At 44.8% G+C, this 24,633-nt stretch carries 25 protein-coding genes and 2 tRNA genes; 4 read left to right on the top strand and 23 right to left on the bottom strand.

Going from position 1 to position 24,633, the window contains the following annotated elements; all coding sequences use genetic code 11:
* The first annotated feature begins 103 nt into the window (after window positions 1-103).
* A complete protein-coding gene (locus ICN28_RS09180; RefSeq protein WP_216288087.1) occupies window positions 104-793 on the top strand; it encodes a helix-turn-helix domain-containing protein in 690 nt (229 codons plus the stop codon).
* Window positions 794-836: 43 nt separating this feature from the next.
* Here the strand turns inward: ICN28_RS09180 and ICN28_RS09175 are convergent, their stop codons facing one another.
* Window positions 837-1,121 carry an H-NS family nucleoid-associated regulatory protein gene (locus ICN28_RS09175; RefSeq protein WP_216288085.1) on the bottom strand — a complete coding sequence of 95 codons (285 nt, stop codon included), beginning with the start codon at window positions 1,119-1,121 and terminating at the stop codon, window positions 837-839.
* A gap of 310 nt (window positions 1,122-1,431) precedes the next feature.
* Between ICN28_RS09175 and ICN28_RS09170 the strand changes: the two genes are divergently transcribed.
* Together ICN28_RS09170 and ICN28_RS09165 are read left to right on the top strand one after the other, a co-directional pair.
* Entirely contained in the window at window positions 1,432-2,217 is a 786-nt protein-coding gene (locus ICN28_RS09170; protein ID WP_216288083.1) for a transporter, read from the top strand.
* Window positions 2,218-2,371: 154 nt separating this feature from the next.
* The gene (locus ICN28_RS09165) at window positions 2,372-2,962 is read left to right on the top strand and encodes a rhodanese-like domain-containing protein (protein ID WP_216288082.1); all 591 of its coding nucleotides are present in this window, start codon (window positions 2,372-2,374) and stop codon (window positions 2,960-2,962) included.
* Between the two features lie 94 nt (window positions 2,963-3,056).
* On the opposite strand, the gene ICN28_RS09160 is transcribed toward ICN28_RS09165, so the two are convergent.
* From ICN28_RS09160 to ICN28_RS09070, 19 genes are all read right to left on the bottom strand, one after another.
* Entirely contained in the window at window positions 3,057-3,998 is a 942-nt protein-coding gene (locus ICN28_RS09160; protein WP_216288081.1) for a nucleotidyl transferase AbiEii/AbiGii toxin family protein, read from the bottom strand.
* Window positions 3,998-4,642, bottom strand: a complete 645-nt coding sequence (locus tag ICN28_RS09510) for a DUF6088 family protein (RefSeq protein ID WP_223146594.1) — start codon at window positions 4,640-4,642, stop codon at window positions 3,998-4,000. The genes ICN28_RS09160 and ICN28_RS09510 overlap by 1 nt, the downstream gene beginning before the upstream one ends.
* Window positions 4,643-5,197: 555 nt before the next feature.
* The gene (locus ICN28_RS09150; RefSeq protein WP_216288080.1) at window positions 5,198-6,040 is read right to left on the bottom strand and encodes an alpha/beta hydrolase; all 843 of its coding nucleotides are present in this window, start codon (window positions 6,038-6,040) and stop codon (window positions 5,198-5,200) included.
* Between the two features lie 20 nt (window positions 6,041-6,060).
* A tRNA-Pro gene (locus ICN28_RS09145) sits at window positions 6,061-6,137 on the bottom strand.
* Window positions 6,138-6,158: 21 nt separating this feature from the next.
* On the bottom strand, window positions 6,159-6,509 hold the full coding sequence (locus ICN28_RS09140) for a MerR family transcriptional regulator (protein WP_216288079.1): 351 nt from the start codon (window positions 6,507-6,509) through the stop codon (window positions 6,159-6,161).
* Between the two features lie 12 nt (window positions 6,510-6,521).
* On the bottom strand, window positions 6,522-6,860 hold the full coding sequence (locus ICN28_RS09135; RefSeq protein ID WP_370626484.1) for an integration host factor subunit alpha: 339 nt from the start codon (window positions 6,858-6,860) through the stop codon (window positions 6,522-6,524).
* A 12-nt stretch (window positions 6,861-6,872) separates the two neighbouring features.
* On the bottom strand, window positions 6,873-9,314 hold the full coding sequence (gene pheT / locus ICN28_RS09130) for a phenylalanine--tRNA ligase subunit beta (protein WP_216288078.1): 2,442 nt from the start codon (window positions 9,312-9,314) through the stop codon (window positions 6,873-6,875).
* A gap of 19 nt (window positions 9,315-9,333) precedes the next feature.
* Window positions 9,334-10,380 carry a phenylalanine--tRNA ligase subunit alpha gene (gene pheS / locus ICN28_RS09125; protein ID WP_216288077.1) on the bottom strand — a complete coding sequence of 349 codons (1,047 nt, stop codon included), beginning with the start codon at window positions 10,378-10,380 and terminating at the stop codon, window positions 9,334-9,336.
* Between the two features lie 13 nt (window positions 10,381-10,393).
* Entirely contained in the window at window positions 10,394-10,753 is a 360-nt protein-coding gene (rplT, locus tag ICN28_RS09120) for a 50S ribosomal protein L20 (protein WP_089516027.1), read from the bottom strand.
* A 23-nt stretch (window positions 10,754-10,776) separates the two neighbouring features.
* Complete coding sequence (rpmI, locus tag ICN28_RS09115) at window positions 10,777-10,974, bottom strand: 50S ribosomal protein L35 (RefSeq protein WP_216288076.1); 198 nt, start codon at window positions 10,972-10,974, stop codon at window positions 10,777-10,779.
* 148 nt (window positions 10,975-11,122) lie between these two features.
* Window positions 11,123-11,644 carry a translation initiation factor IF-3 gene (gene infC / locus ICN28_RS09110; protein WP_216288236.1) on the bottom strand — a complete coding sequence of 174 codons (522 nt, stop codon included), beginning with the start codon at window positions 11,642-11,644 and terminating at the stop codon, window positions 11,123-11,125.
* Window positions 11,645-11,685: 41 nt separating this feature from the next.
* On the bottom strand, window positions 11,686-13,608 hold the full coding sequence (gene thrS, locus ICN28_RS09105; protein ID WP_216288074.1) for a threonine--tRNA ligase: 1,923 nt from the start codon (window positions 13,606-13,608) through the stop codon (window positions 11,686-11,688).
* Window positions 13,609-13,696: 88 nt separating this feature from the next.
* Window positions 13,697-13,773 (bottom strand) — tRNA-Val (locus ICN28_RS09100).
* Between the two features lie 29 nt (window positions 13,774-13,802).
* On the bottom strand, window positions 13,803-15,749 hold the full coding sequence (locus ICN28_RS09095) for an HD domain-containing protein (RefSeq protein ID WP_216288068.1): 1,947 nt from the start codon (window positions 15,747-15,749) through the stop codon (window positions 13,803-13,805).
* Window positions 15,733-16,722, bottom strand: a complete 990-nt coding sequence (locus tag ICN28_RS09090; RefSeq protein ID WP_216288066.1) for an alpha/beta fold hydrolase — start codon at window positions 16,720-16,722, stop codon at window positions 15,733-15,735. Before ICN28_RS09090 ends, ICN28_RS09095 begins: the two co-directional genes overlap by 17 nt.
* Window positions 16,722-17,492: a 3-hydroxybutyrate dehydrogenase gene (locus tag ICN28_RS09085; RefSeq protein ID WP_216288235.1), complete on the bottom strand. Its 771-nt coding sequence runs from the start codon at window positions 17,490-17,492 to the stop codon at window positions 16,722-16,724. The genes ICN28_RS09090 and ICN28_RS09085 overlap by 1 nt, the downstream gene beginning before the upstream one ends.
* 65 nt (window positions 17,493-17,557) lie before the next feature.
* Window positions 17,558-18,466, bottom strand: coding sequence for a cation diffusion facilitator family transporter (locus ICN28_RS09080; RefSeq protein WP_216288064.1), 909 nt, complete (start codon window positions 18,464-18,466; stop codon window positions 17,558-17,560).
* Window positions 18,466-19,116, bottom strand: a complete 651-nt coding sequence (locus tag ICN28_RS09075) for a CoA transferase subunit B (protein WP_216288062.1) — start codon at window positions 19,114-19,116, stop codon at window positions 18,466-18,468. The genes ICN28_RS09080 and ICN28_RS09075 overlap by 1 nt, the downstream gene beginning before the upstream one ends.
* Before the next feature lie 12 nt (window positions 19,117-19,128).
* Window positions 19,129-19,827, bottom strand: coding sequence for a CoA transferase subunit A (locus tag ICN28_RS09070; protein ID WP_216288060.1), 699 nt, complete (start codon window positions 19,825-19,827; stop codon window positions 19,129-19,131).
* A 270-nt stretch (window positions 19,828-20,097) separates the two neighbouring features.
* Here ICN28_RS09070 and ICN28_RS09065 point away from each other — a divergent pair, with 270 nt between their 5' ends.
* Window positions 20,098-21,771, top strand: coding sequence for an electron transfer flavoprotein-ubiquinone oxidoreductase (locus ICN28_RS09065; RefSeq protein WP_216288058.1), 1,674 nt, complete (start codon window positions 20,098-20,100; stop codon window positions 21,769-21,771).
* Window positions 21,772-21,815: 44 nt separating this feature from the next.
* On the opposite strand, the gene ICN28_RS09060 is transcribed toward ICN28_RS09065, so the two are convergent.
* The 3 genes from ICN28_RS09060 to ICN28_RS09050 all read right to left on the bottom strand — a co-directional run bounded on the left by ICN28_RS09060 (window position 21,816) and on the right by ICN28_RS09050 (window position 24,613).
* Window positions 21,816-22,958, bottom strand: a complete 1,143-nt coding sequence (locus tag ICN28_RS09060; protein WP_216288056.1) for an MFS transporter — start codon at window positions 22,956-22,958, stop codon at window positions 21,816-21,818.
* A gap of 13 nt (window positions 22,959-22,971) precedes the next feature.
* Window positions 22,972-24,072, bottom strand: a complete 1,101-nt coding sequence (aroC, locus tag ICN28_RS09055) for a chorismate synthase (protein WP_216288055.1) — start codon at window positions 24,070-24,072, stop codon at window positions 22,972-22,974.
* Between the two features lie 94 nt (window positions 24,073-24,166).
* Window positions 24,167-24,613, bottom strand: a complete 447-nt coding sequence (locus ICN28_RS09050; RefSeq protein ID WP_216288054.1) for a CBS domain-containing protein — start codon at window positions 24,611-24,613, stop codon at window positions 24,167-24,169.
* Window positions 24,614-24,633 lie beyond the last annotated feature (20 nt).

The raw sequence follows: 24,633 nt of genomic DNA, 5'->3' as shown, positions 1-24,633 counted from the left end.
CATTTTGTAGGAAATTTCCTACAAGAAAATCTGAATTGTCTGATATTCAAGACGAGAAATCCTATTTACGATTTGATCTCCTTAGATAACTTAACAGGAAATAATGATGAAAATCAAAAATTTAGAAAATCCTAAGGATTTCTTGAGTACTCGCCAAAGCGCGCGTCACCTTCAAGTATCACTGGGTACCGTCCAAAAGATGGTTGAAACTGGCGAATTATTGGCTTGGAAAACCCAAGGCGGTCATCGTCGGATCCTCATGTCCTCACTGGAGCAACTTCTGAAAAGAAGGCGCTTAGGTATTCGTGAGCGATGCGGGGCGCAATTTCTCCTGCTAGCCGTATTTAGGCGTCAGGAAAGTTTTGAGGAATTTAAAAGCCTCTCTGCCCCCTGGAAATCGGAAGTAGACCTCCATCTTTGCTCAGATACCTTGGAAGCATTGATGCAATCAGTTTCGTTGGCTCCGGATGTTATTTACCTAGATTTCGCGATCTCGCCGGTAGAACAGGTGCATTTACTTCATTACCTGAGTAAAAATACGCACACCAAACATATTCCTGTTTTAGTGGAGTCGAACTTCTTAAAACTTCACCCACAGGTTCTTAAAATGGCTTCGGATGATTTCTCTGATAACAAGACTCGCACAGGAAGAAAGCCGTCTCATAACCCAATGATTAGACCCTACCAAAAGGAAGTCTTGTTATTAGAGAATGGGGAGGTTAATCAGAGATTCTCAGAGAAACTTGAGAATCTCATATTAGACTGTATGGCCAAGAAATGCGAAAGGACCTGATCAACAGGCCCTTACATCAAACTAGTTAGTCAATGAATTATTATTAAATAGTAAATTGACTACGGTCTTGACCTTCTATCCATTTAGGAGCTTTACCGCGTCCAGTCCAAGTTTCACCAGTGGCTGGATTGCGGTATTTTGCAGCTACCTTACCGCCAGGTGAGCCAGCCAAACCTTTACGGGCAAAAATATCGGCTGCGGTTAACTTATATTGTTCAATAATTGCTTTTGCTTTAGCAACGCCTTCAGCTTTCTCGCGTGCTTTTGCTTCAATAATTTGCTTTTCTAAAGCTTCTTTTTGAGCCATTAACTCTTGATATGTCGCCATTTTATTTGCCTTATTGAGTAATTTATTCTTAGAGTAGATTAAATAATAATCTTCATATAACCAGTCATATTATATACAAGTATTATTAGTTAATAATATTCTATTTTAATTTTAATTTAAATACCGATCATTAATATTATTTATATATTTTATATAGTCTTTCCATTCCTAAATTCAATCTAAGAATCATTAACCCTAGAGTGACTAACTATTAAAAGGGCATTTTGGTAGCATCCATCATTATTTTTAATCAGGTTAAAAGCGAGTATTTATGGCCCATAGAATTCATTACGCCCCCTTCCGAATTTTAATGAGCACCTTAGCTTTTACCTTATTAGGGGGCATCAGCACCAGCAGCATAGCTCAATCAGGGGCCGATGATTTAGCTAAAAAACTAGCCAATCCCATAGCTGCACTAATTAGCGTTCCCTTTGAATACACCTGGGATACGAAGGCCGGCGTGAATGAGTCGGGCGATAAGAATTATTTAACGCTAAAACCCGTTGTACCAATGAGCATTCATCAGGACTGGAATCTGATTTCAAGAACCGTCATGCCTTTGGTCAAGCAAACAGATATCTCCCCAGGCACACGCCAATCAGGCGTTGCCGATATTACGCAAAGCTTTTTCTTTTCTCCTAAAGCACCTACCAGCGATGGTCTGATTTGGGGTGCGGGTCCGATCCTGAATATTCCTACAGATGTGAATGGCCTCTCAAGCAAGCAATGGGGTGCTGGGCCTACAGGTGTTGTCTTAAAGCAAGATGGTGCCTATACCTACGGCATGTTGGCATTCAATCTATTTGGCATGGGCAACCCTGATCCAGGGATGACCAAGCTAAATAATTTATTTTTGCAACCCTTCCTAACCAAGCAACTGGGTAAAGGCTTATCGGTTTCAAGCAACATCGAATCGAGCTATGACTGGACAAACGATCAATGGAATGTGCCACTCAATTTAAGTGTGGCTCAAGTCATGAAAATAGGAGATCAACCTATCTCATTCTCTCTTGGCGCTCGTTACTATCTTGAGAAATCACCCATGGCCCCTCAGTGGGGAATCAGAGCGGCAGCAACTTTTTTGTTTCCAAAATAAATATTTGATGGCTCATTTTGAGGGATTGCTCCGCAATAACTGATCGAAGAACAACTAGGAATAAACAGTAACTAGTAATGTGTGAGCAAGCATCAAGGCCCAAGATAGCGCCTAAATCAGTCAGTACATATTTCAATATATTTTAAGGATCATCATGAAAAAGCTACTCATTTTGGGCATCAGCATGTTTGCCAGCCAATTGGTATTTGCTCAAGCAGCTACCATCGCCCCAGGCACCCCACTCAACATTTTTGAAGGTAAAAAAGAAGTGGTTGTTCAAACCAGCAATGGCCCAGTGACCATCACACGCGTGATGACAAGTTGCGCTAAGAACGGCGGCACACTACAACCCCTCATACCTCTTCCAGGTGTGACACCTGTTAGCGAAGCTGAAATCATGACTGCATTGGGTGATAAGAATTCTTTGGTGGTAGACATGCGTGATTCAAACGATCGCATCAAGGGTACGATTCCAGGATCTATCAGTATTCCCTACACTGAAGTTGCTATGCGCATGGATGAGCTTGGTTGCAAAAAATTGCCAGCTGGCGGAAAGAAACCATGGGACTGCAGCCAAGCCAAGAAAGTCTATAGCTTCTGCAATGGACCTGTTTGCCCTCAAAGCCCCTTTGCGATGAAAGCAATGGTACGCGACGGTTTCCCAGCAACTAAGATTTATTACTACCGTGGCGGCATGCTTGATTGGGATGCTTTAGGCCTAACAAGTGTCAAAGGTGAGTTTTAATTATTGTTTTTAATTCATTGCAATAAGTTGGCTTAAGTGATTCATCAAAAAAACTATTAGCTTATTTTGATGGTTTCATTTAATCCAACTTTATCTATAGGTAATGAATATGCTGATGAATCCGCTTTAGAAGATCGTCAAAGCTAGGTTGTCCACTGTAATAAAGACTAACAACCTTTTGATATTCAGATTTAAATAAATTTCTATCGCTGACATCACCCAAGATGAAAGCATCATTTTGAGCAATGATCAAATTATCTGCGCTTGAAAATCGCTTTATTTTTCTGCTGTGGTATTTATCTGACTTAATAAAATTAAGTACGGGTTCACAATTCAAAAGACAATAAATATCGTAGTAGTGTCTCAAGAAATTCCTGGGGAATCCAATACCTTGTTTATATTGTCTAAATTTTGTGGAAATAGCTTGGAGCTTTTCTACAAAGGTATATTCTGGCAAGTAGCACAAAACATTTTTAGCACGGTTGTCATCAATACCTGTGACAAACTTGATGGCATGATCATATGCCCAAGAAGATATGTCCACAGACTGATTAGGCGAAGTGTCGTCAAATCCTAATTCTAATAAAACACCGTCTTTTAACCCATTTAAAAATGGCGCTTTAGACAAGTAGTTGATGCGAACCCCACCACTACGCATTTTCTCTTGATCATCAAATGAGTGATCTCTTTGAATATTTTGCACACCAGGAATACTAAGAGCGCTTGCAAACCAGTCATAAAATTCAGATCTTGATTTGATGTGTGATTCTTTGTTTTGATTTTTACCAATCTTAACGTTTAAGCCGACTGGGGGTTCAATTCTAATATCTATGTCTTCGGAGAAACGATAGATTAAGCCAAAGCCCTTAGATAGTGAAGTACCACCTTTTAGTTCAAATTTGAATTTCTGCTGCTGCAAACCCCAAAGAGAATGCATGATCCAATAGTCTTTTTCAACCAGGCTAGGGTCAATCCGCATACTGTCTGATACAGTTGCAATCAACCCATTAAAATCCTTATGTTCATGAAGAAGCATCAAACTCTTTCCAATTGGGCGTGCGATAACCAAGATGAGACTCGTTTCTTGGTTCTTACCGCACCATAAGTCTTGACTGTCCTTTCTAGCGTCGCAATTTCAAACTTACCCAACTGCCTCTCTGCATTAGTCAATACATCATTCTTATCTTCAGCAAGAGACTCAAGATTGTTTAATAGGTCCACGAATAAAAACTCTTTATTTAATTTTTTAGGGTAACTGGGTTTCACTCGAAAATCGAAACTTCGATTTCCAAGCTTGAATAAACCATGACGCTTGTGGTTGTAGACCACAGTCTTGTTATATAACTGCGTGGTTCCTACGCCTAATGAGTTGTAACTATTTGGCGACAATAACAAAAAGTCCCGGTCTTTTAAAAAGGCTGCCACCAAGTCCTCATCTTTAGGCGGCAATTTGCCGAATGTCGAGGTTTTAGGTGAGTAATATAAACCTTGGGCAAGTTTTTCTAAAACACCAGCATTCACCAATTGTTTTAGATGACGATCAATTGCATTTGTTTCACCCAGTAAATCCTCTCTCCTATACACGCACCCCCTCTTTATCTGTGAGCGCAACTTTTCCAAGGCTCCTTCTCGAACCGTGGCTTCTAAACTTGAGGATACTTTAACTGACCTATTTTGCATGAAATTTTTATAAAGTTTCATGCATACTAACATAAAAAATGTAGGCGGGGCTTATTTAGAGGAGCCTCTTTAGACCTGTAGTAATAAAAATGAGGTTTGAAAATGTAAACTATCTACTAGGGACATTTAGTGCACTTGACGGAATAACGTCACTGCATTTTTATTGGCAAAATAATCAATGTAGATCAATTATTTACACTTTTATCTACACCCTAGGTTTACACGCAATTAAAATGTGCATGAAGACTATCAAGTATGCGCTTGGTGTATTGTGCAAATGATGTATGCGACACGTAATAAGTTGAGTGATCGAAAATCCTGATTTCCACCGAGCGCCGATTAGTGTCCAATTAGTGTCCAAAGCAGAAATTTGAAAATTTGTTAGCGGACGCTTTCGCTAGAATATTTTGTTTAATGGTCGGGACGAGAGGATTTAAACCTCCGACCACTTGCACCCCATGTACTGCAAACGCTGTGTTGACGTGGGGTGTTACGACCTTATTAATACTTAACTAAGAAAACTACTTACTTAAGTTAATTGATTTATAAGCACTTTTAATCAATTAAGAGGGTCTCAACTTTGGCGGTCATCAATATTTTGCCAATAGCAGTCATGACTTCTTTTTCTTTACCTTTAAAGCCATGTTCAGTTTGAGCTCTGCACGCAGCACCAGTGAAACCGCTGCCACCAACAACAGTTACCAATGGAATTTGATATTTATCTGAGATAGATTTGGCACCAGAATAGGTGGTGATATGACATGGATCATCACGATGATGAATGAATACCTGTGGAATATTTAACTTTTTATAGTCAAAGTCACCCAGCTCTCGATAAGAATTTCTACCATATGGTTCAGTGATTGAAGCTGTATGAATTGCCCCAGCATAAATATTGGCCTCATGCGTAGGCATAAAAGCAGAAGATACAGTTCCCATGCTGGTTCCCACCAACCAAACTTGATCAATACTTGGCAGTTGCTTCTTCGCTTCTTGAATTAATTTCAAAACATCCTGATGGCGCTTTAATGATGACTGATAAGAGCTTGAACAATATTCACCACTATCAGAACGGCAATCCACAATTAATGAAGCAACAGAATCATTAACTAGATATCTTCTGGCTCTGATTAAAAAGTTACCGGACAACTGAGAGGAAGTCATCACCGAGCCCTCAACAACTGGCCTAACAACAGATGGATGCCCAGGCAAGATAACAGCTAATCGCGTCGGCTTTTTACTGCCGACCTTAAGAGATAAAACACCCTCTTGCTTGACTCCACTACCCAGATCAACGGATATCAATTGTTCATGCAAACCCTCTGCATGAAAAGGAATAGATTGCGCAAAGATACTTGATGTTAGCGAGAAAAAAACTATTAGCAAGAGGGTTTTCATGATGAGCTCACCAGTTAGGTTGGTCGGGACGAGAGGATTTGAACCTCCGACCACTTGCACCCCATGCAAGTACGCTACCAGGCTGCGCTACGTCCCGACGAAATCTTTGATTATTGTATCAACTGGATAGGATCTGAAGCACTGCTTCTAACTCATCCCGTAAGGAGGAGTCACTCGCTGGCTGGGCACTGCTCTCACCCAAGCGAATCCTGGCACCACTGATCGTAAAACCCTCTTCATATAACAGCTCACGGATTCTACGAATGAGAACCACTTCATGATGCTGATAGTAGCGGCGGTTACCGCGACGCTTTTGAGGTTTTAATTGATTAAATTCTTGTTCCCAATAACGCAGCACATGCGGCTTGACGTCACACAACTCCCCTACTTCACCAATTGTGAAGTAGCGTTTAGCCGGAATTGGAGGGAGGGATTCCCCGGCAGTGATGCCGTTAACATGCTTGTCCATAATTGCAACTCGTTAGAGTTTTGGATCGACCTTGTCTTTCAGCTTTTGACTCGCATGGAATGTCACCACACGTCGTGCTGAAATTGGAACTAACTCACCCGTCTTCGGGTTGCGTCCTGGTCTAGCTGATTTTTCACGTAACTGAAAGTTACCGAAACCTGAAATTTTGACATCCACACCAGAATCTAAAGATGAACTGACCGTTTCAAAAAATGCGTCGATCAAATCCTTCGCTTCACGCTTATTTAAACCAACCTGGTCAAATAAGGCGTCTGATAATTCCGCTTTAGTAATCGTGCCCGCTTCACTCATATCAGGTCTCCGCTTTTCTTTAGATTCTTTATAGAATATTAACTGAGTCAATTAACGAATTCTAGCTTGGCATTTTACGCTCATGGCGTCAAGCAAGCTAGAAATCACCGGTTCAATCTGTGCATCCTGTAATGTACCTGATTCATCTGACAATGTGACACGGAATGCCAAACTCTTCTCGGTTACAGCCATACCACCCATACGACCTTCGGAAGGTTTGAACTCGTCAAACAAATCAATTTTCTTAATCAAAGGCTGCTTGGAAGACTTCATAGCATCCATTAATTGTGCGGCCGAAATAGATTGCTGCACCACAACAGCCAAGTCACGAGTTACTTCAGGGAACTTGCTAATCGGCGCAATGCTTGGCAATCCAATTTCTTGGATAGCCGCCCAATCAATTTCAAACATGACCGGTGCACTTGGCAAGCTATAAGCCTGTTGCCACTTTGGATGTAACTCACCCACAAAACCCAGTGAGATTTCTTTACCGCGTCGTTTGATAGTCAGTTCTGCACTGCGACCCGGATGAAGCGCCGGGTGTTCCAATGGCTGAGCTTTAATTTCTAAAGGCGCCAAAAGTGCTTCAACATCGCCTTTAACGTCAAAGTAATCCACTGGGCGATTGGCAATACCCCATTGCTCAGGATTAGCTGAACCATACGCTAAACCAGCGATACGAACAGGCTGATCGTAACCAGCAATACTTAGCTCACCAACTGCAGCATCAGGATTACGTAAAAATACACGGCCCACTTCAAACAAACGAACACGTGTCGCTTTACGATTTAAGTTCTGACGTAAATTTTGTACCAAGCCACCAATCAAGTTGCTGCGCATCACTGAATACTGGCTAGCGATTGGATTAAGCACTTTAATAGGATTGGTATTGCCAGCTAACTGAACTTCTGTGTCCACATCAATAAAGCCAAAGTTCATGACTTCTTGATAGGATCTAGCAGCAACCGCATGACGTAAGCCATGGATGCCACGTTTGGCTTCTTTTGTCCCCAACATGCATTGAGCAGCTATCGGTGGATTGGCTGGAATATTTTCAAAGCCGTAGAGACGCGCCACTTCTTCTATCAGATCTTCTTCAATCTCAATATCAAAGCGATAACTTGGTGCATTAACTAAGAATGCCTCATCACCTTCACGCTGATACGTTAAGCCAATGCGATCAAATAAAGATGCAATCACATCGGCTGTTAAAGGGACACCAATCACACGCACAGCTCTTGCAACTCGCAAGCGCACAGGCTTGCGCTCAGGCAACTGAATCACTTGATCATCAATGGGTGAGAGCTGACCCCCACAAATTTCTGTAATCAAGCCCGATAACATTTCAAGAGCTTGAACAGTTCCCTCTGGATCAACACCACGCTCAAAACGATGGGCTGCATCCGTCGAAAAATTAAAACGACGTGAACGACCTTGGATAGCACTTGGCCACCAAAAGGCAGATTCAACATAAACATCTTGAGTATCTAAACTGACTGATGTGGGGTTACCACCCATGATGCCCGCAAGACTCTCTAAGCCTTGCTCATCCGCAATCACACCAACCGCTTGACCATTGATAGGCGCTACTGAAACAGTTTGGCCGTTCAATAACTCAAGCTCTTCACCCTCACGACCCCAACGAACAGTTAGTCCGCCCTTGAGTTTTTGCAAATCAAAAACATGTGTGGGTTGGCCAATCGCCAACATCACATAATTAGATATATCGACTAAAGCTGAAATGCTTCGTTGGCCAGCCCCTTCTAAACAACGAACCATCCAATCAGGGGTTTTGGCTTTGGCGTTAACGCCTTTAATCACTCGACCTGCAAAGCGACCACACAAATCAGACGCTTCCACTTTAACGGCTACTTTGTCAGCAATGCTTGTTGCTTGAGTTTTGATGGGAGGCACACACAATTTGGCACCAGTAATTGCAGCCACTTCACGCGCCACACCCAAAATCGATAAACAGTCAGCCTTATTTGGCGTTAATTTGATGATAAAAATCGTGTCATCTAATTTCAAGTAGTCACGAATATCTTGGCCAATCGGTGCATCAGCCGGTAACTCCATGATGCCATCGGCTTCTTGAGGAACACCCAACTCGTTACCAGAGCAAAGCATGCCTTGAGACTCGACACCACGTAACTTACCTAATTTAATAGCAAAAGGCTTGCCACCTTCTTCAGATGGTGGCAGCTGCGCACCAACTAGTGCACACGGAATCTTGATGCCAACTCTTGCATTAGGCGCACCACAAACTATTTGCAAAGTCTCGCCACCGGCATTAACTTTGCAAACACGTAAACGATCAGCATCAGGATGCTGCGTAGCTTCTAAGATTTCGGCAACCACCACTTGTGAAAAAGGCGGCGCTAAAGGGCGCGTCTCTTCTACTTCAAGACCCGCCATGGTTAAAGCATGCGACAACTCTTCAGTCGTTAAATTTGGATTAACGTATTGTCTGAGCCAAGATTCTGAAAATTGCATAGTGTTTGCTCAGTCTTAATTAAGCTGGAAATTGAGATAAGAAACGAATGTCGTTTTCGAAGAACAAACGTAGATCATCAATGCCATAACGCAACATCGTGAGACGCTCTAAGCCAGAACCAAAAGCAAAACCAATGTAACGCTCTGGATCCAAGCCCATGTTGCGAAGCACAGTAGGATGAACCTGACCTGCACCAGAAATTTCTAACCACTTACCTGCTAGCTTGCCAGAGCCAAAGGCCATGTCAATTTCAGCTGAAGGTTCTGTGAATGGGAAATAAGATGGACGGAAACGAACTTGAATGGCATCCGTCTCAAAGAAGGTTTTTAAGAAGTCGGTGTAAACACCTTTGAGGTCTGCAAAAGAAACATTCTCCGCAATCCATAAACCTTCTACTTGATTGAACATCGGTGAATGCGTGGCATCACTATCGACACGATAGGTTCTACCTGGAGCAATCACTTTGATCGGCGGCATCACCGCATCTTTGGCATGACGTGCTACGTGAGAACTGGCATAACGAACCTGCATCGGACTTGTATGCGTACGCAACAATAGAGGTTTGTTTTTTTCATCCACACCTTCTACATAGAAGGTATCTTGCATGGATCTAGCTGGATGATTTTCTGGACTATTGAGAGCTGTGAAATTGAACCAATCGTTTTCAATTTCCGGACCATCCGCCACATCAAAGCCAATCGATCGGAAAATTTGCTCAACACGTTCCCAGCTTCGCATTACAGGATGCAAGCTACCCACATCTTGACCACGACCAGGTAAGGTCACATCGATCGCTTCAGCACTTAAACGAGCTTCTAGAACGGCATCCGCTAAAGCTTGACGACGCTCATTGAGCGCAGCCTCTACAGCAGCTTTAACTTGATTGATTTGTGCACCGGCAGCTTTACGAGCCTCAGGCTCTAACGCACCTAGCGACTTAAGACGCTCTGTGAGTAATCCGGATTTACCGAGGTAACGTGCCTTGGCGTCTTCGAGGGCCGCCGAATCGGCGGCACCATCGAAGTCCCGCTTGGCATCCTCGACAACTTGGTCGAGTGAAACCATATGCGGGCCCTACTTACGCAGCTACTACTGTTTTGATACGAGCGACTAAAGCAGCAAAAGCTGGCTTGTCGTTGATCGCCATGTCAGATAGAACCTTACGGTCTAACTCAACACCGGATCTCTTCATACCATTCATGAATACGCTGTATGTAACATCGTACTGACGAACAGCAGCATTGATACGTGCAATCCACAAAGCACGGAATACGCGCTTCTTATTGCGACGGTCACGGTAAGCGTACTGACCTGCACGCATAACCGCTTGCTTAGCAATACGGAATACATTCTTACGACGGCCACGGTAACCCTTGGCAGCATCGATAACTTTTTTATGACGGGCTCTAGCTGTAACCCCGCGTTTGACTCTTGGCATGTGATTCTCCTATTCGTCTGAGGTTAAGCGTAAGGCATCATAGTGCGTACTGATTTCACATCTGAATCATGTACAGCAACTGCACCGCGAAGGTGACGTTTGTTCTTCGTCGTCTTCTTGGTAAGAATATGGCGCTTGAACGCTTGACCACGTTTGATAGAACCGCTTGCGCGAACTCTAAAACGCTTAGCTGCACCGCTTTTCGTTTTCATCTTGGGCATAACTGCTCCCTTTTCACTCATTTGTACGACTTAGGTGGCAATCGACGATTGCACTTCTATTACCCAGACATACTTCTTAATAAGACTTTCGTCTTTCTCCGGTCAAACTTGCATCTGCCGGGTTGCTACAAATTACTGTTGCCAGTAATTATTTCTTCTTGATGGGGGAGAGAACCATCACCATCTGGCGCCCCTCCATCTTTGGAAACTGCTCCACAGTGCCAAACGGCTCTAGGTCAGCTTTCAATCGTTCTAACATGCGCACACCAATTTCTTGGTGGGCTAATTCTCTACCTCGGAAACGCAAAGTGATTTTAGTTTTATCACCCTCTTCTAAGAACTTCGTTAGATTGCGCAACTTAACGTTGTAGTCACCATCATCTGTACCCGGACGGAATTTAACTTCCTTCACCTGGATGACCTTTTGCTTTAACTTCGCTTCGTGAGCTTTCTTAGCTTCTTGGTATTTGAATTTGCCGTAATCCATCACACGACAAACTGGAGGCACTGCCGTAGGGGCAATCTCCACCAAATCTAATTCACTCTCTTCAGCCAGTTTTAAAGCTTCGGGCAGTGAAACAACACCTAATGGTTCACTGTCGTTGCCAATCAATCGTATCTCGGAGGCAGTAATTTCCCGATTGATACGATGTGTTTTCTCAGTAGCTATTTCGCGTTTCCTTTAAAAATTTATAAAAAACCTTACACACCTCAGGCTAGCTGGGGTCCGACCTTCTGGGAAACATCCTGTTGGAGTCGGGCAATGAAGTCGTCGATCGGCATTACACCTAGATCAACACCACCTCTGGCGCGTACGGCCACCGCATTTGCTTCACACTCTTTATCACCTACAACCACGAGATAAGGAACCTTCTGCATAGCGTGCTCCCGGATTTTAAGCGTTATTTTCTCGTTACGCAAATCAGACTCAGCCCTAAATCCTTGTTTTTTGAGGATTTGCTGAACTTTTTGAGCGTATTCCGCTGAATTTCCTGAAATATTCATGATTACGCACTGAGTTGGTGCAAGCCAGGTTGGCATCGCGCCAGCGTGGTTTTCGATCAAAATACCAATAAATCGCTCTAAAGAGCCCACAATCGCCCGGTGCAACATAACAGGTACTTTGCGATCGTTATCCGCTGAAACATACTCAGCACCCAAGCGAAGAGGCATTGAAAAGTCGACTTGCATCGTGCCACATTGCCATGAACGACCGATAGAATCCTTTAAATGGTATTCAATCTTAGGACCATAGAAAGCACCCTCGCCTGGCAACTCTTCCCACTCTTGATTCGATGCTTTCAGAGCATTTCTAAGAGCTGTCTCAGCCTTATCCCAAATTGCATCATCACCCACGCGCTTAGCGGGGCGTAAAGCCAACTTCACAGCAACTTCCGTAAAACCAAAATCTTTATAAACTTCACGAACTGCTTTATCAAAAGCAGCTACTTCGGATTGAATTTGATCCTCAGTACAGAAAATATGACCGTCATCTTGTGTGAAACCACGCACACGCATCAAACCGTGCAAGGCGCCCGATGATTCATTACGGTGGCATTGGCCAAATTCACCAAAGCGCAACGGCAACTCACGGTAACTATGCAAACCGGCGTTGTAAATCTGAACGTGGCCAGGACAGTTCATCGGCTTAAGAGCATAAGCGCGATTCTCTGACTCCGTTGTAAACATATTGTCTTTGTAGTTTTCCCAGTGACCTGATCTTTCCCACAAACCACGATCCAGAATTTGCGGTGCTTTTACTTCTTGGTAATCGTTGTCTTGGTAAACACGGCGCATGTACTGCTCAACTTGCTGCCAGATCGTCCAACCTTTAGGATGCCAGAAGATCAAGCCTGGGGCTTCTTCTTGGAAATGGAATAAATCCAACTGCTTGCCTAATTTACGGTGGTCGCGCTTTTCAGCCTCTTCCAACATATGCAAATAAGCTTCTTGATCTTCTTTCTTTGTCCAAGCTGTTCCATAAATACGCTGGAGCATCTCATTATTACTGTCGCCGCGCCAATAGGCACCAGCCACCTTCATGAGTTTGAAAACTTTTAACTTACCTGTTGAAGGCACGTGGGGGCCACGGCAGAGATCTGTAAAGCCACCTTCCGAATAAAGCGATACATCTTCATTAGAAGGAATACTTTCGATCAACTCTGCTTTATATGTTTCGCCCAAGCCTTTGAAATATTGAACCGCTTCATCACGGCTCACAACACGGCGCTCTACCTTTTCATCTTTTTTGGCAAGCTCAGCCATGCGTTTCTCAATAGCCGCCAAGTCATCGGGTGTAAAAGGACGGCTATAAGAGAAGTCATAGTAAAAACCAGACTCAATCACAGGTCCAATAGTCACTTGCGCTTCTGGGTAAAGCTCCTTAACCGCATAAGCCAATAAGTGAGCTGTTGAATGGCGGATTACTTCAAGGCCCTCAGGGTCTTTATCAGTAACGATCGCTAGATTGATATCGGAGTTGATGAGATAACTGGTGTCAACCAACTGACCATTGACCTTGCCTGCCAAAGCCGCTTTAGCTAAACCAGCGCCAATGCTTTGCGCCACGTCAGAAACGGTTAACGGAGCGGGATACTCGCGCTTCGATCCATCAGGTAATGTGACAACAACCATATCAACTCCAAAAAAGAAGGCACGGTGCTCTGGGATCTTTTTGGAACCTAGGGCTTTCCGCGCCTATATATCGTTACATCGAATTCATTGGTAGGCTCGACTGAATTCGAATCAGCGACCTCTTCCATGTCAAGGAAGCGCTCTAACCAACTGAGCTACGAGCCTAATGAGTCCAATAGTTTATCACTGGTTGCTTATTTTCTTCTTGCTTCTGTCACACCCTTCACCTCAAGCAAAGCGGTCATAGCCGCTTGCAAGCCATCGGTAGAGGGGATTTCAATAGTGAACTGCATACTGGCTAAGCTTTTGCGCGACTGGGTCTTCACACCTGTGACATTGATTTTCAAACGAGAAAACACCTCAGAGATGTCCCGCAGCAGCCCCTGGCGATCCAATGCCATCAGAGCGATATCGACTGGGAATAAAGCCTTGCTTGCGCCATCAGCCGGTTGACCCCACTCGGTTAAGACTACCCGTTCCGGTGCTCTAGCTAATAATTGTTTAAAGGTGCTGCAATCAGTTCGATGGATCGACACACCTCTTCCACGTGTCACAAAACCACTGATGGGATCGGGTGGTACAGGGCGACAACAACGAGACAACTGCGTCAATAACGAATCAACCCCCACCACCAAAACTCCACCATGGGTGGTCTTCGCCTTACTTTTACGCAAAATAATGTCAGGCAACTCCACTTTAGGTGGTTCTGTGCTCTCGTCCTTCGAGCCATCCTTACCTAGCTCTTTATGCCCTTCTTGCTCCGCTTGCTGAGCGGTAAACCATGCACGCACTTTCGAGCGAGCACGATGGGTCGCCAGGTAACCTCTCTCTAAATTGAGCCAATCCATGGAGGGTCCGCCTTGTTTAACCGAAACAACCTCGACCGTTTGCCCATTCTTTAAACGCGTATCCAAGGGCACCATGGCGCCATCGACTCGCGCCCCACGGCAACGATGACCTAAGTCGGTGTGCACAGAATACGCAAAATCGATAGGGGTTGCTCCTTGCTGCAACGGAACCACTTGGCCCAAAGGCGTCAAAACATAAATTTGATCGTCGAGCTCCTGGCCCTTCAATTGGTCCCAAGCATCTTCTTTCCAAGCAATTAACTGTCTGGCCCAAGCAATCCTTTGATCGTATTCATCTTTAGCGCTGATCGTTCCCGAGTAACCTTGCTTCCCAGCTTCTTTGTAACGCCAGTGCGCAGCCAAACCGTATTCCGCTTGCTGATGCATCTCCCGGGTTCGGACTTGAACTTCAAATGCAACGCTCTCTTGATCCATCACCACCGTGTGCAAGGATTGATAGCCATTAGGCTTGGGTCTAGCAATGTAGTCATCAAACTCTTTGGGAATTGGTTGCCACACATGATGAACAATACCCAATGCGGCGTAGCAATCTTTGACATCATCAACCAAGATTCTGAAGGCTCTTACGTCATAGAGCTGTGCAAAATCAATCGCCTTACCTTGCATCTTTTTCCAAATGCTATAAATGTGCTTAGGGCGACCCTGCACATCCGAGGCAATAGCTGCTAGTTTGAGCTCTTCTTGGAGTCGCGCGATGATGTGTTCAACAAAACCCTCACGCTCGATTCTTTTTGAATCAAGTAACTTGGCAATCTGTTTGTAGGTATCAGGCGCTAAGCAACGAAATGCTAAATCTTCCATCTCCCATTTGATTTGCCAAATACCCAAACGGTTAGCCAAGGCAGCATCCACGTCCAAGATGTTTTGGGCCCAAGATGCCTCGACCTCAATTCTTTGCGAGGTAACCCAGCGCAAGGTTTGAACAACCGATGCCAAATGAAGCAGAACCACACGTAAATCATGTGCAAACGCTAAAAGCATTTTTCTCAAGACTTCAACTTGAGCTTGAGCACTTTGACCTAATTGGTTCGATGCCTGCTTGGCAATTTTGATTTGCGCTGCTTTTAAGCCGCGATACCCCAGAATTAATTGAGCCACTTCCTGACCCAACTGTTTCTCTAAAGCATCTTTATTGAGTACAGAATCCAAATGGTCTGCTGCTGTACAGCTAGCCTCATCCAATTTGAGAGTTTGAAGAATATCCCGCACACCCGATGCATGCGCTTTAGGATCCTCACCAAACAATGAATCTAAATTAACTAAAGAACTCACGAGCTATCGCCACCTGATCTGGGGTAATAAAAGCAGGGGCATGTCCCACCCCAGGTATCTCGATACTTCTTGTGCGCGGATGACGGCGGCACATCTCCGTCACCGTTTTAGCTGACAATAAATCGGATTCTGTACCACGAACCACCAAGACATCTGCAGCTATCGCATCGAAGGCCTTCCATGTCATCATTTCACCCATAGCAGCCATCACTTTATTAAGCGCAGCAAAGGGTTTTGAAATATCTGGGTCATAGTGAACCACCCACTCCGATCCATCTTGAATCAAATGAGGTCCGTTGTACTCTTTCCACTGCTCGGGTGTGAAATCACCAAAAGGCGCACAAATGCGATTAAGGTAAATCAACCCCTCTAACTTGCTTGCAAAACGAAACGGCTTACCGACGTAATCACCCAAGCGTTTGAGTGACTCGGATTCTATTCTAGGACCCACATCATTGATGATCATGCGGCGAATCGGCGCATGATCTTGACTCGCCATAAAAATTCCAATCAGGCCGCCCATCGATGTGCCAAACCAATCAACTTTTTTGACTCCCAACTTAGCTATCAAAGTCGACATGTCTGCGACGTATTGTGGCATGCCATACAGCATGGGGTTATCCAACCAATCCGAATCACCACGCCCCACTACATCTGGACAAATCACTCGATAACGGTCACTCATCGCTTTGGCTAAGACATTGAAATCACTGCCGCGTCTCGTTAGGCCATGAACGCAAATCAAGACATTCTGATTCTCAGGGTCTCCCCACTCGTGATAGGCCATCTGGTGCAATCCTGAAGCACTGGCACACTGAACGTAATGTGTTTTACAAAGTGGATCTTGTGGCGTTACTGTTTCTTCAACTGGAATGGGATAGCTTAAGTTAACCACCTCCAAGTTAACTGGCAACGGACTCTCGACCTTCGCCGCAACCAATCGCTTCAGAAAACTTTTTAAGCCGTCTAACATTACTGAGCTACCCAACCGCCATCCATATTCCAAGCCACACCACGAATCTGGGTAGCAGCTGGGCTACAGAAGAAAACTGCTAAAGCGGCCAATTGCTCCGGCGTCACAAATTCACCTGATGGCTGCTTTTCAGAGAGTAACAATTTTTTCGCTTCGTCATTACTCACCTTTTCTTTTTCAGCACGAGCATCCACTTGCTTTTGCACCAAAGGTGTTAACACCCAACCCGGACAAATCGCATTGCATGTCACACCCGTTTGCGCTGTTTCCAATGCAGTGACTTTAGTAAAGCCAACAATCCCATGCTTCGCTGCCACATACGCTGACTTTTGAGCAGACGCCACCAACCCATGAACAGAAGCCAAGTTAATAATGCGACCCCAATTGCGTTGCTTCATACCCGGCAAAGCCAAGCGCGTTGTATGAAAAGCAGATGTTAGATTAATCGCAATAATGGCATCCCAACGATCCACTGGAAAATCTTCAATATTGGCCACATGCTGAATACCGGCGTTATTCACCAAAACATCAACCCCACCAAAACGTTTTTCAGCGGCCCTCATCATCTCTTCAATTTCTGAAGCTTTACTCATATCAGCACCGTGATACTCCACCTCAACACCCCATGCTTTGACTTGAGCAATCGCCGCATCTTTATCACCGAAACCATTCATCACAATATTGGCGCCCTGCTCCGCCAAAGCGATAGCAATACCCAAACCAATACCACTGGTTGAGCCAGTAACTAGCGCTGTTTTACCTTCTAACATTTTCATCATGCCGATGACTCCTAAGATTGATTTTTGATGGGTTGAGACTAATTTTGATAATTTAATTAACTGGGCATTTCAGGTTGCAAGGTCACATGATCAATATCATGCTTTTCTAACAACATTTTATTAATCAGCTCTAGCGTTACAGGCCAATCCTGAAGATCACGAACTTCAACGTGACCGATCAAAGCCGGGTGCCCTGGCGTCATTTCCCAAACATGCAAATCATGCACAGCCAATACACCTTTGACTTGCGACAAGTCATGGCCAACAGCGATGTAATCAATATGATGCGGTACACCTTCCATCAGAAAGTGATACGACTCTTTTAAAACATCTATCGTGGAACGCAAGACCAAGAAACAAACGAATAAAGACAAGATTGGGTCAATTGGCATCCAACCCGTAAAGTGAATCACCAAGCCAGCTATTAAAGCTGCTAAGGATCCCAATAGATCACCCATCACATGAACCAAAGCTGCTTTGGTGTTCACACTTTTCTTATCCTTGGATAAAACCCAAGCCACCACGATATTGATCATCAGACCAATGATGGCGACGATGGTGACTGTCAGACCTTTGACCTCATGAGGGTCATTGAAACGTGTGAGCGCTTCATAAGCAATCCAAACAACCAAGAGCAACATAGCCAAGCCATTCACAAAAGCAGCTAATGACTCAGTCCTACCAAAACCAAAGGAGTGTTTCGCTGACGGCGGTCGCTTGGCAATGATTTGAGCCAAAAGTGCTAAACCCAATGCCGCAGCGTCAGTCACCATGTGACCCGCATCCGAAATCAACGCCAAAGAGTTAGCCCAGAAACCAGCAAATGCCTCAATGCCAGCAAATGTAAAAGTTAATAGAACCGCTATCAATAAAATGGACTTATTGTGTTCTTCTCGATAATGAAGATGTTGCGCGTCCCCCTTCTTGTGCGCATGCAAGTAATCAGGAGGACGTGTTGTACTCATTAGATAGCGCTGGTATCAAGTTGGCAGCCAGTCTTAGCCACCACTTCTTCTTTTGTTACACCAGGAGCCAACTCCACTAATTTCATGCCTTTAGGTGTGACATCTATCACAGCCAAGTCAGTAATGATGCGACTAACCACACCCACGCCGGTTAAAGGCAAGGTGCAATTAGGCAAAATCTTGATATCTTCTGTGCCATCTTTTTTCTTGGCCACATGCTCCATCAAAACGACCACGTGCTTCACGCCGGCAACCAAGTCCATCGCACCGCCCATACCTTTAACCATCTTGCCTGGGATCATCCAGTTAGCTAAATCACCAAATTCACTCACTTGCATAGCACCCAAAATGGCAATATTGATTTTGCCGCCACGGATCATGCCAAATGAATCAGCTGATGAAAAAATTGCTGATCCAGGGAGCGTTGTAATCGTTTGCTTACCAGCATTAATTAAATCGGCATCCACTTGATCTTCCGTTGGGAAAGGGCCAATACCTAACAAACCATTTTCAGACTGCAGCCAAACTTCAATATTGGATGGCACATGGTTAGCCACCAAAGTGGGTAACCCAATACCCAAGTTAACGTAGTAACCATCTTTTAATTCTTTTGCTGCGCGAGCAGCCATCTCGTCACGATTCCATGCCATGATTTTTGCTCCTTAAGCCTGAGTCACAGTGCGCTGTTCGATGCGCTTTTCTGGGTTCTTGTTCAACACAATTCTGTGCACATAAATACTGGGGGTATGAACATCCGCTGGTTCAAACGCACCGTTCTCAACAATCTCTTCCACCTCAACAACCGTTACCTTACCGGCCATGGCGCACATCGGATTGAAGTTTCTGGCTGTGCCGCGGTAAATCAAGTTACCTGCCTTGTCGGCTTTCCATGCCTTGACCAAAGCGATATCGGCTACTAGCGAGCGTTCCATCACATACTTCTCACCATCAAACTCTCGTATCTCTTTACCCTCAGCAACAATGGTACCAACGCCCGTTTTGGTGAAAAAGGCAGGAATACCACAGCCACCCGCACGTAATTTTTCAGCCAACGTACCTTGTGGCGTGAACTCTAATTCCAACTCCCCCGCCAAATACTGGCGCTCAAACTCTTTGTTTTCGCCCACATAAGAAGAAATCATTTTTTTAATTTGGCGTGTTTCTAATAGTTGACCAAGACCAAAACCATCCACACCAGCATTATTAGAAATAGCCGTGAGATTTTTAGCACCCGTATCACGAAGAGCTGCAATCAAAGCTTCTGGAATACCGCACAGACCAAAACCGCCTACTGCAAGAGTTTGCCCATCTTTAACAATGTCAGCCAAAGCCTCACTTGCTGAACCAAAAACCTTATTCATTCAAAACTCCTCATTGAATTAAAACCAAGTGCCTTGCACCTTGATCAGGGCTCATCACTCTTAGGCGCACTGCCTACAAAAGCATTGTTATATAGCATTGGGTTGACGAAAGCTTGACGTGAAAGCACAAAACCAAGCAAGCACGCCAACTTAAAAAATAAAATCATTCAACTTCAATGACTTATGTTAAATTTCCATAGCAAAATAATTTAACAAATTAAAATATAATGCTAATACTAGTACTAGCTTAGCTTATTTTAGGATGACCCCATGAACACTTCCCCTGAAATCCTATCCCAATTTGGTCCAAGAGATTCTATGGACTATGACGTTGTCATTGTTGGAGGCGGACCATCTGGTTTATCCGCAGCGATTCGATTGAAACAATTAGCCACTGAAAAAGGTTCCGATATTTCAGTTTGTGTTCTTGAAAAAGGCTCTGAAGTCGGCGCTCATATTTTGTCCGGAGCCGTCATGGATCCGATCGGCATTAATGAATTAATTCCAGATTGGAAAGCCAAAGGCGCTCCTTTAAATACAGAAGTGTCAGAAGACCGCTTCATGTTTTTAACCGAAACAAAGTCTTTAACAACGCCCAACTGGCTCTTACCTGCTTGCTTTCAGAATCATGGCAACTACATTGTCAGTCTAGCTAATTTCACGAGATGGTTAGGTGCCGAGGCCGAGAGCTTAGGTGTTGAGATTTTTCCAGGCTTTGCTGCTGCAGAAATCATGTACGGCTCAAACGGTGAAGTCACCGGTGTAGCCACTGGCAATATGGGTATTGGCAAAGATGGTGAAGTGACTGATCAATTTCAACTGGGTATGGAGCTACGTGGCAAATACACATTATTTGCCGAAGGCTCTCGTGGCCACCTCGGTAAACAATTAATTTCTAAATTTGCTTTAGATGCAAATAGTGATCCACAAAGTTACGGTATCGGCATCAAAGAGCTTTGGGAAATCGACCCTGCCAAACATCAAGAAGGTCTTGTCATTCACACAGCGGGCTGGCCTCTATCTTCAGACACGTATGGCGGTTCTTTTTTATACCACCTAGAAAACAATCAAGTGGCTGTAGGCTTTGTGGTGGGATTGTCGTACAGCAACCCGTATCTCAGTCCTTTTGAAGAATTCCAACGCTATAAAACACATCCATCGATTCGCACTTTCTTTGAAGGTGGCAAGCGGATTAGTTATGGCGCCAGGGCATTGACTGCAGGCGGTTTAAATAGCTTGCCTAAAACCATCTTCCCTGGTGGCGCATTGATTGGTTGTGATGCTGGCTTCTTGAATGCATCGCGTATCAAAGGCAGTCATGCTGCCATCAAAACCGGTATGTTGGCAGCTGAAGCGGCATTTGATGCGCTACAAGCCGGCAGATCAGCGGATGAGCTAGAAACCTACCCAACTGCTTTTAAGCAGAGTTGGCTACATACCGAACTTAAAAAAGCACGCAACTTCAAACCGTGGATGTCCAAGGGCTTATATCTTGGAACCTTGATGGTCGGTATCGAACAAAAATTATTAGGTGGCAATGTCCCATGGACGATTCATCAACAGCACGCGGATCATGAGTGCTTAAAACCAGCCTCTGCATGTTCGCCAATTGAGTATCCAAAGCCTGATGGGAAAATCACTTTTGATAGATTGTCTTCCGTCTTTATTTCCAATGCGAATCATGAAGAAAATCAGCCGGCTCATTTAACACTCAAAGACACCTCAGTACCAACCGGCATTAACTTACCGTTGTACGATGGTCCAGAACAACGCTACTGCCCTGCCGGCGTTTATGAATACATCCCTTCTGCCCAAGGTCAGCAATTACAAATTAATGCGCAAAATTGCGTGCACTGCAAAACATGCGACATCAAAGATCCCACTCAAAATATTGTTTGGCTAAATCCTGAAGGCGGTGGCGGCCCGAACTATTCGAGCATGTAAGCGGCTTGGGACTTTTTGCTTGTTGGTTGTTTGTTGTTTGTCTTTTACTTAACCTTAACGCGTTGCATGCAGATGTAACCTAAGAAACTCGCTAGCGCAGCCAGACCAAAGACGTGGTCTGGCGCCCAATGCTCCCAAACCCAACCAGCACATAAACCACCCACAGTACCGCCAATGCCGTACGACACAGTCGTATAAAGAGCTTGGCCTCTGGCTTGCAAAGGTCCTGTAAACCAAGTTTGTAGCATTTTGATGCTAGCGCTGTGATGTGCCCCAAAGGTGGCAGCATGCATCAACTGCGCCACGACTAAAACAATCACATTCGGCCAATACGCCATCAAGGCAAAACGTAGCACCGCGATCAAGTAGGTCGCAATCAAGATATGTTTTGTGCTAAATCTGGCGAAGAAATGACTTTGATAGAAAAAGAAAATGACTTCCGCCAAGACGCCAAGCATCCAAAGAAGCCCAATCTCCGCTTTGGAGTAGCCCATCCGATCCAGGTACAAAGAATAGAAGACATAGAAACAGGCATGGGCAAAAATCATCCAGAAGTTAGCCGATAGAAACCACTGCAGATATCGATTCTTTAGAACCACAGAGAACTTGATCACCGCTTGCTCCACCACTTCCATCTTGGGCTCTCGCAGCAACATGGTAAGACCGGTCATGACGATTAAAGCAGCCAAACCAAACCAGGGCAAGCTCTGAATACCAAATGCTTCAAACCAAGCACCGGCACCCATCACCATAGTGATAAAACCAATCGAACCCCATAAGCGCAGACGCCCATAGCGCTGATCAAATCCATTATCTCGATGCAGCGCATGGACTGTGGCAGCCTCACCCAAAGGCATCAAACTGCTGATGACGGTATTGAGTAAGAACATCCAGATCAATAAGGCGATGTAATCTTCTAGAAAAAAAATGGCTGAGAAAATAAAGCATGCAGCAACCGCCGTCATACGCATGATTCCCAAGCGATCGCGACGGACATCCGCTAACCAACCCCACGCAAAAGGTCCCATGATTCGGGTAATTTGAAACATGGACATCAATGCCGCAATTTCAATGGGTCCCATACCGCGGCTTGCAAAGTACAAGCTCGAATACGGCGACATCAAACCAATATAGGCAAAATAGAAAAAGAAGAAGGCTGCGAAAGCCAGTCGTACCAGACCGGTCATCAACAGCCTCTAATTAAGGACGTTGCGCTGGAATACGAGGCGTATCAACATGAACGTCACCGCATTGCGCACGATGACGCAACACATGATCCATGATCACCAAAGCCAACATAGCTTCAGCAATCGGCGTTGCTCGGATACCCACACAAGGATCATGACGACCCTTGGTTTGAACCGTTGTAGGTTGACCTGCACGATCTAGAGATTGCTTTGGAGACATGATGGATGAAGTCGGTTTGATCGCAATCGACACCACAACATCTTGACCACTGCTGATGCCACCAACAACACCACCGGCATTGTTGCTTGCAAAACCATCCGCAAACATTTCATCACCATGCTCGCTACCCTTTTGAGTCACGCTTTTAAAGCCTGCACCGATCTCAACACCCTTAACAGCATTGATACCCATCATGGCATGCGCAATATCCGCATCCAGCTTATCAAAAATAGGCTCACCCACGCCGACCGGAACACCTGTCGCCACGACCGTTAAACGTGCACCACACGAGTCCCCTGCTTTACGCAAGGTGTCCATATAAGTTTCAAGCTCAGGAATGATGGTGGCGTTTGCCGCAAAAAAAGGATTTTGAGGAATGTGACTAGCATCTTCAAAAGGAATCTCAATATCACCCAACTGCGTCATGTAGCCATAAAAGCTCATGCCATAGTGTTCAGCAAGCCATTTTTTAGCCACAGCAGCTGCAGCCACAACAGGGGCTGTTAAGCGGGCTGAAGAACGTCCACCACCACGAGGGTCGCGGATGCCATATTTATGCCAATACGTGTAATCGGCATGGCCTGGTCTGAATGTATCTAAGATATTGCCGTAATCTTGACTACGTTGATCCGTGTTGCGGATCACCAAAGCAATCGGCGTTCCGGTGGTCTTACCTTCAAAGACACCCGAAAGAATTTCTACTTTGTCTTCTTCTTGGCGCTGGGTCACGTGCCTAGAAGTTCCAGGTTTGCGACGATCCAAGTCACCTTGAATATCTTCAACAGATAATGACATCCCTGGCGGGCAGCCATCAATAACAGCGCCTATCGCAGGTCCATGAGATTCACCAAAAGTGGTGATACGAAATAAGTGTCCAAGTGTGCTTCCAGCCATGCCGACATTATCGCATTGGTCTGGGATGAAGGGGGAATTTACCCCCTTCTTTTATTCTAAAAAGATCAAAAATAATGGATCTGTTTTACTCGGCTTACTTAGCTTCCTCCGCTGGCCAATCGCGGATATAGGCTTTGAGCATGGTGTTTTCAAAGCTTTGAGCTTCTACCACTGCTTTTGCAACGTCATAAAAAGAAATCACACCCATCAAGGTGCTACCGTCCATGACTGGCAAGTAACGCACGTGCTTATCCAGCATCATGCGACGCACATCATCCAAGTCGGTATCGGAAGAACAGGTCAAAGGCGCTTGCTCCATCACCTCACCCACATGAGCAGAGCCCAGCGTGCCATGACTCTTAGCTAAAGTTTCAATCACCTCTCTAAAAGTCAGCATGCCTACGAGCTTGGCATATTCCATCACAACCAAAGAGCCGATGTCTTTTTCAGCCATCACATGCACTGCCGCAGAAAGAGATGTCTCTGGAGAAACGGTATAAAGGGTTGCCCCCTTGAAGCGCAAAATGTCACTGACTTTCATGATCATCCTTTCTGATTAAA

Source organism: Polynucleobacter sp. 30F-ANTBAC, assembly GCF_018882385.1.
In the GTDB taxonomy this organism is placed as follows: domain Bacteria; phylum Pseudomonadota; class Gammaproteobacteria; order Burkholderiales; family Burkholderiaceae; genus Polynucleobacter.
The sequence above is the reverse complement of the archived record's forward strand: the minus strand, read 5'-3'. Positions and strand labels throughout refer to the sequence as shown.

Excerpts from the sequence above, each read along its gene's own strand:
- ICN28_RS09180 (WP_216288087.1), top strand. The coding sequence starts at position 104 with ATGATGAAAATCAAAAATTTAGAAAATCCTAAGGATTTCTTGAGTACT.
- ICN28_RS09175 (WP_216288085.1), bottom strand. The coding sequence starts at position 1,121 with ATGGCGACATATCAAGAGTTAATGGCTCAAAAAGAAGCTTTAGAAAAG.
- ICN28_RS09170 (WP_216288083.1), top strand. The coding sequence starts at position 1,432 with ATGAGCACCTTAGCTTTTACCTTATTAGGGGGCATCAGCACCAGCAGC.
- ICN28_RS09165 (WP_216288082.1), top strand. The coding sequence starts at position 2,372 with ATGAAAAAGCTACTCATTTTGGGCATCAGCATGTTTGCCAGCCAATTG.
- ICN28_RS09160 (WP_216288081.1), bottom strand. The coding sequence starts at position 3,998 with ATGCTTCTTCATGAACATAAGGATTTTAATGGGTTGATTGCAACTGTA.
- ICN28_RS09510 (WP_223146594.1), bottom strand. The coding sequence starts at position 4,642 with ATGCAAAATAGGTCAGTTAAAGTATCCTCAAGTTTAGAAGCCACGGTT.
- ICN28_RS09150 (WP_216288080.1), bottom strand. The coding sequence starts at position 6,040 with ATGAAAACCCTCTTGCTAATAGTTTTTTTCTCGCTAACATCAAGTATC.
- ICN28_RS09140 (WP_216288079.1), bottom strand. The coding sequence starts at position 6,509 with ATGGACAAGCATGTTAACGGCATCACTGCCGGGGAATCCCTCCCTCCA.
- pheT (WP_216288078.1), bottom strand. The coding sequence starts at position 9,314 with ATGCAATTTTCAGAATCTTGGCTCAGACAATACGTTAATCCAAATTTA.
- pheS (WP_216288077.1), bottom strand. The coding sequence starts at position 10,380 with ATGGTTTCACTCGACCAAGTTGTCGAGGATGCCAAGCGGGACTTCGAT.
- rplT (WP_089516027.1), bottom strand. The coding sequence starts at position 10,753 with ATGCCAAGAGTCAAACGCGGGGTTACAGCTAGAGCCCGTCATAAAAAA.
- rpmI (WP_216288076.1), bottom strand. The coding sequence starts at position 10,974 with ATGCCCAAGATGAAAACGAAAAGCGGTGCAGCTAAGCGTTTTAGAGTT.
- thrS (WP_216288074.1), bottom strand. The coding sequence starts at position 13,608 with ATGGTTGTTGTCACATTACCTGATGGATCGAAGCGCGAGTATCCCGCT.
- ICN28_RS09090 (WP_216288066.1), bottom strand. The coding sequence starts at position 16,722 with ATGTTAGACGGCTTAAAAAGTTTTCTGAAGCGATTGGTTGCGGCGAAG.
- ICN28_RS09085 (WP_216288235.1), bottom strand. The coding sequence starts at position 17,492 with ATGTTAGAAGGTAAAACAGCGCTAGTTACTGGCTCAACCAGTGGTATT.
- ICN28_RS09080 (WP_216288064.1), bottom strand. The coding sequence starts at position 18,466 with ATGAGTACAACACGTCCTCCTGATTACTTGCATGCGCACAAGAAGGGG.
- ICN28_RS09075 (WP_216288062.1), bottom strand. The coding sequence starts at position 19,116 with ATGGCATGGAATCGTGACGAGATGGCTGCTCGCGCAGCAAAAGAATTA.
- ICN28_RS09070 (WP_216288060.1), bottom strand. The coding sequence starts at position 19,827 with ATGAATAAGGTTTTTGGTTCAGCAAGTGAGGCTTTGGCTGACATTGTT.
- ICN28_RS09065 (WP_216288058.1), top strand. The coding sequence starts at position 20,098 with ATGAACACTTCCCCTGAAATCCTATCCCAATTTGGTCCAAGAGATTCT.
- ICN28_RS09060 (WP_216288056.1), bottom strand. The coding sequence starts at position 22,958 with ATGACCGGTCTGGTACGACTGGCTTTCGCAGCCTTCTTCTTTTTCTAT.
- aroC (WP_216288055.1), bottom strand. The coding sequence starts at position 24,072 with ATGGCTGGAAGCACACTTGGACACTTATTTCGTATCACCACTTTTGGT.
- ICN28_RS09050 (WP_216288054.1), bottom strand. The coding sequence starts at position 24,613 with ATGAAAGTCAGTGACATTTTGCGCTTCAAGGGGGCAACCCTTTATACC.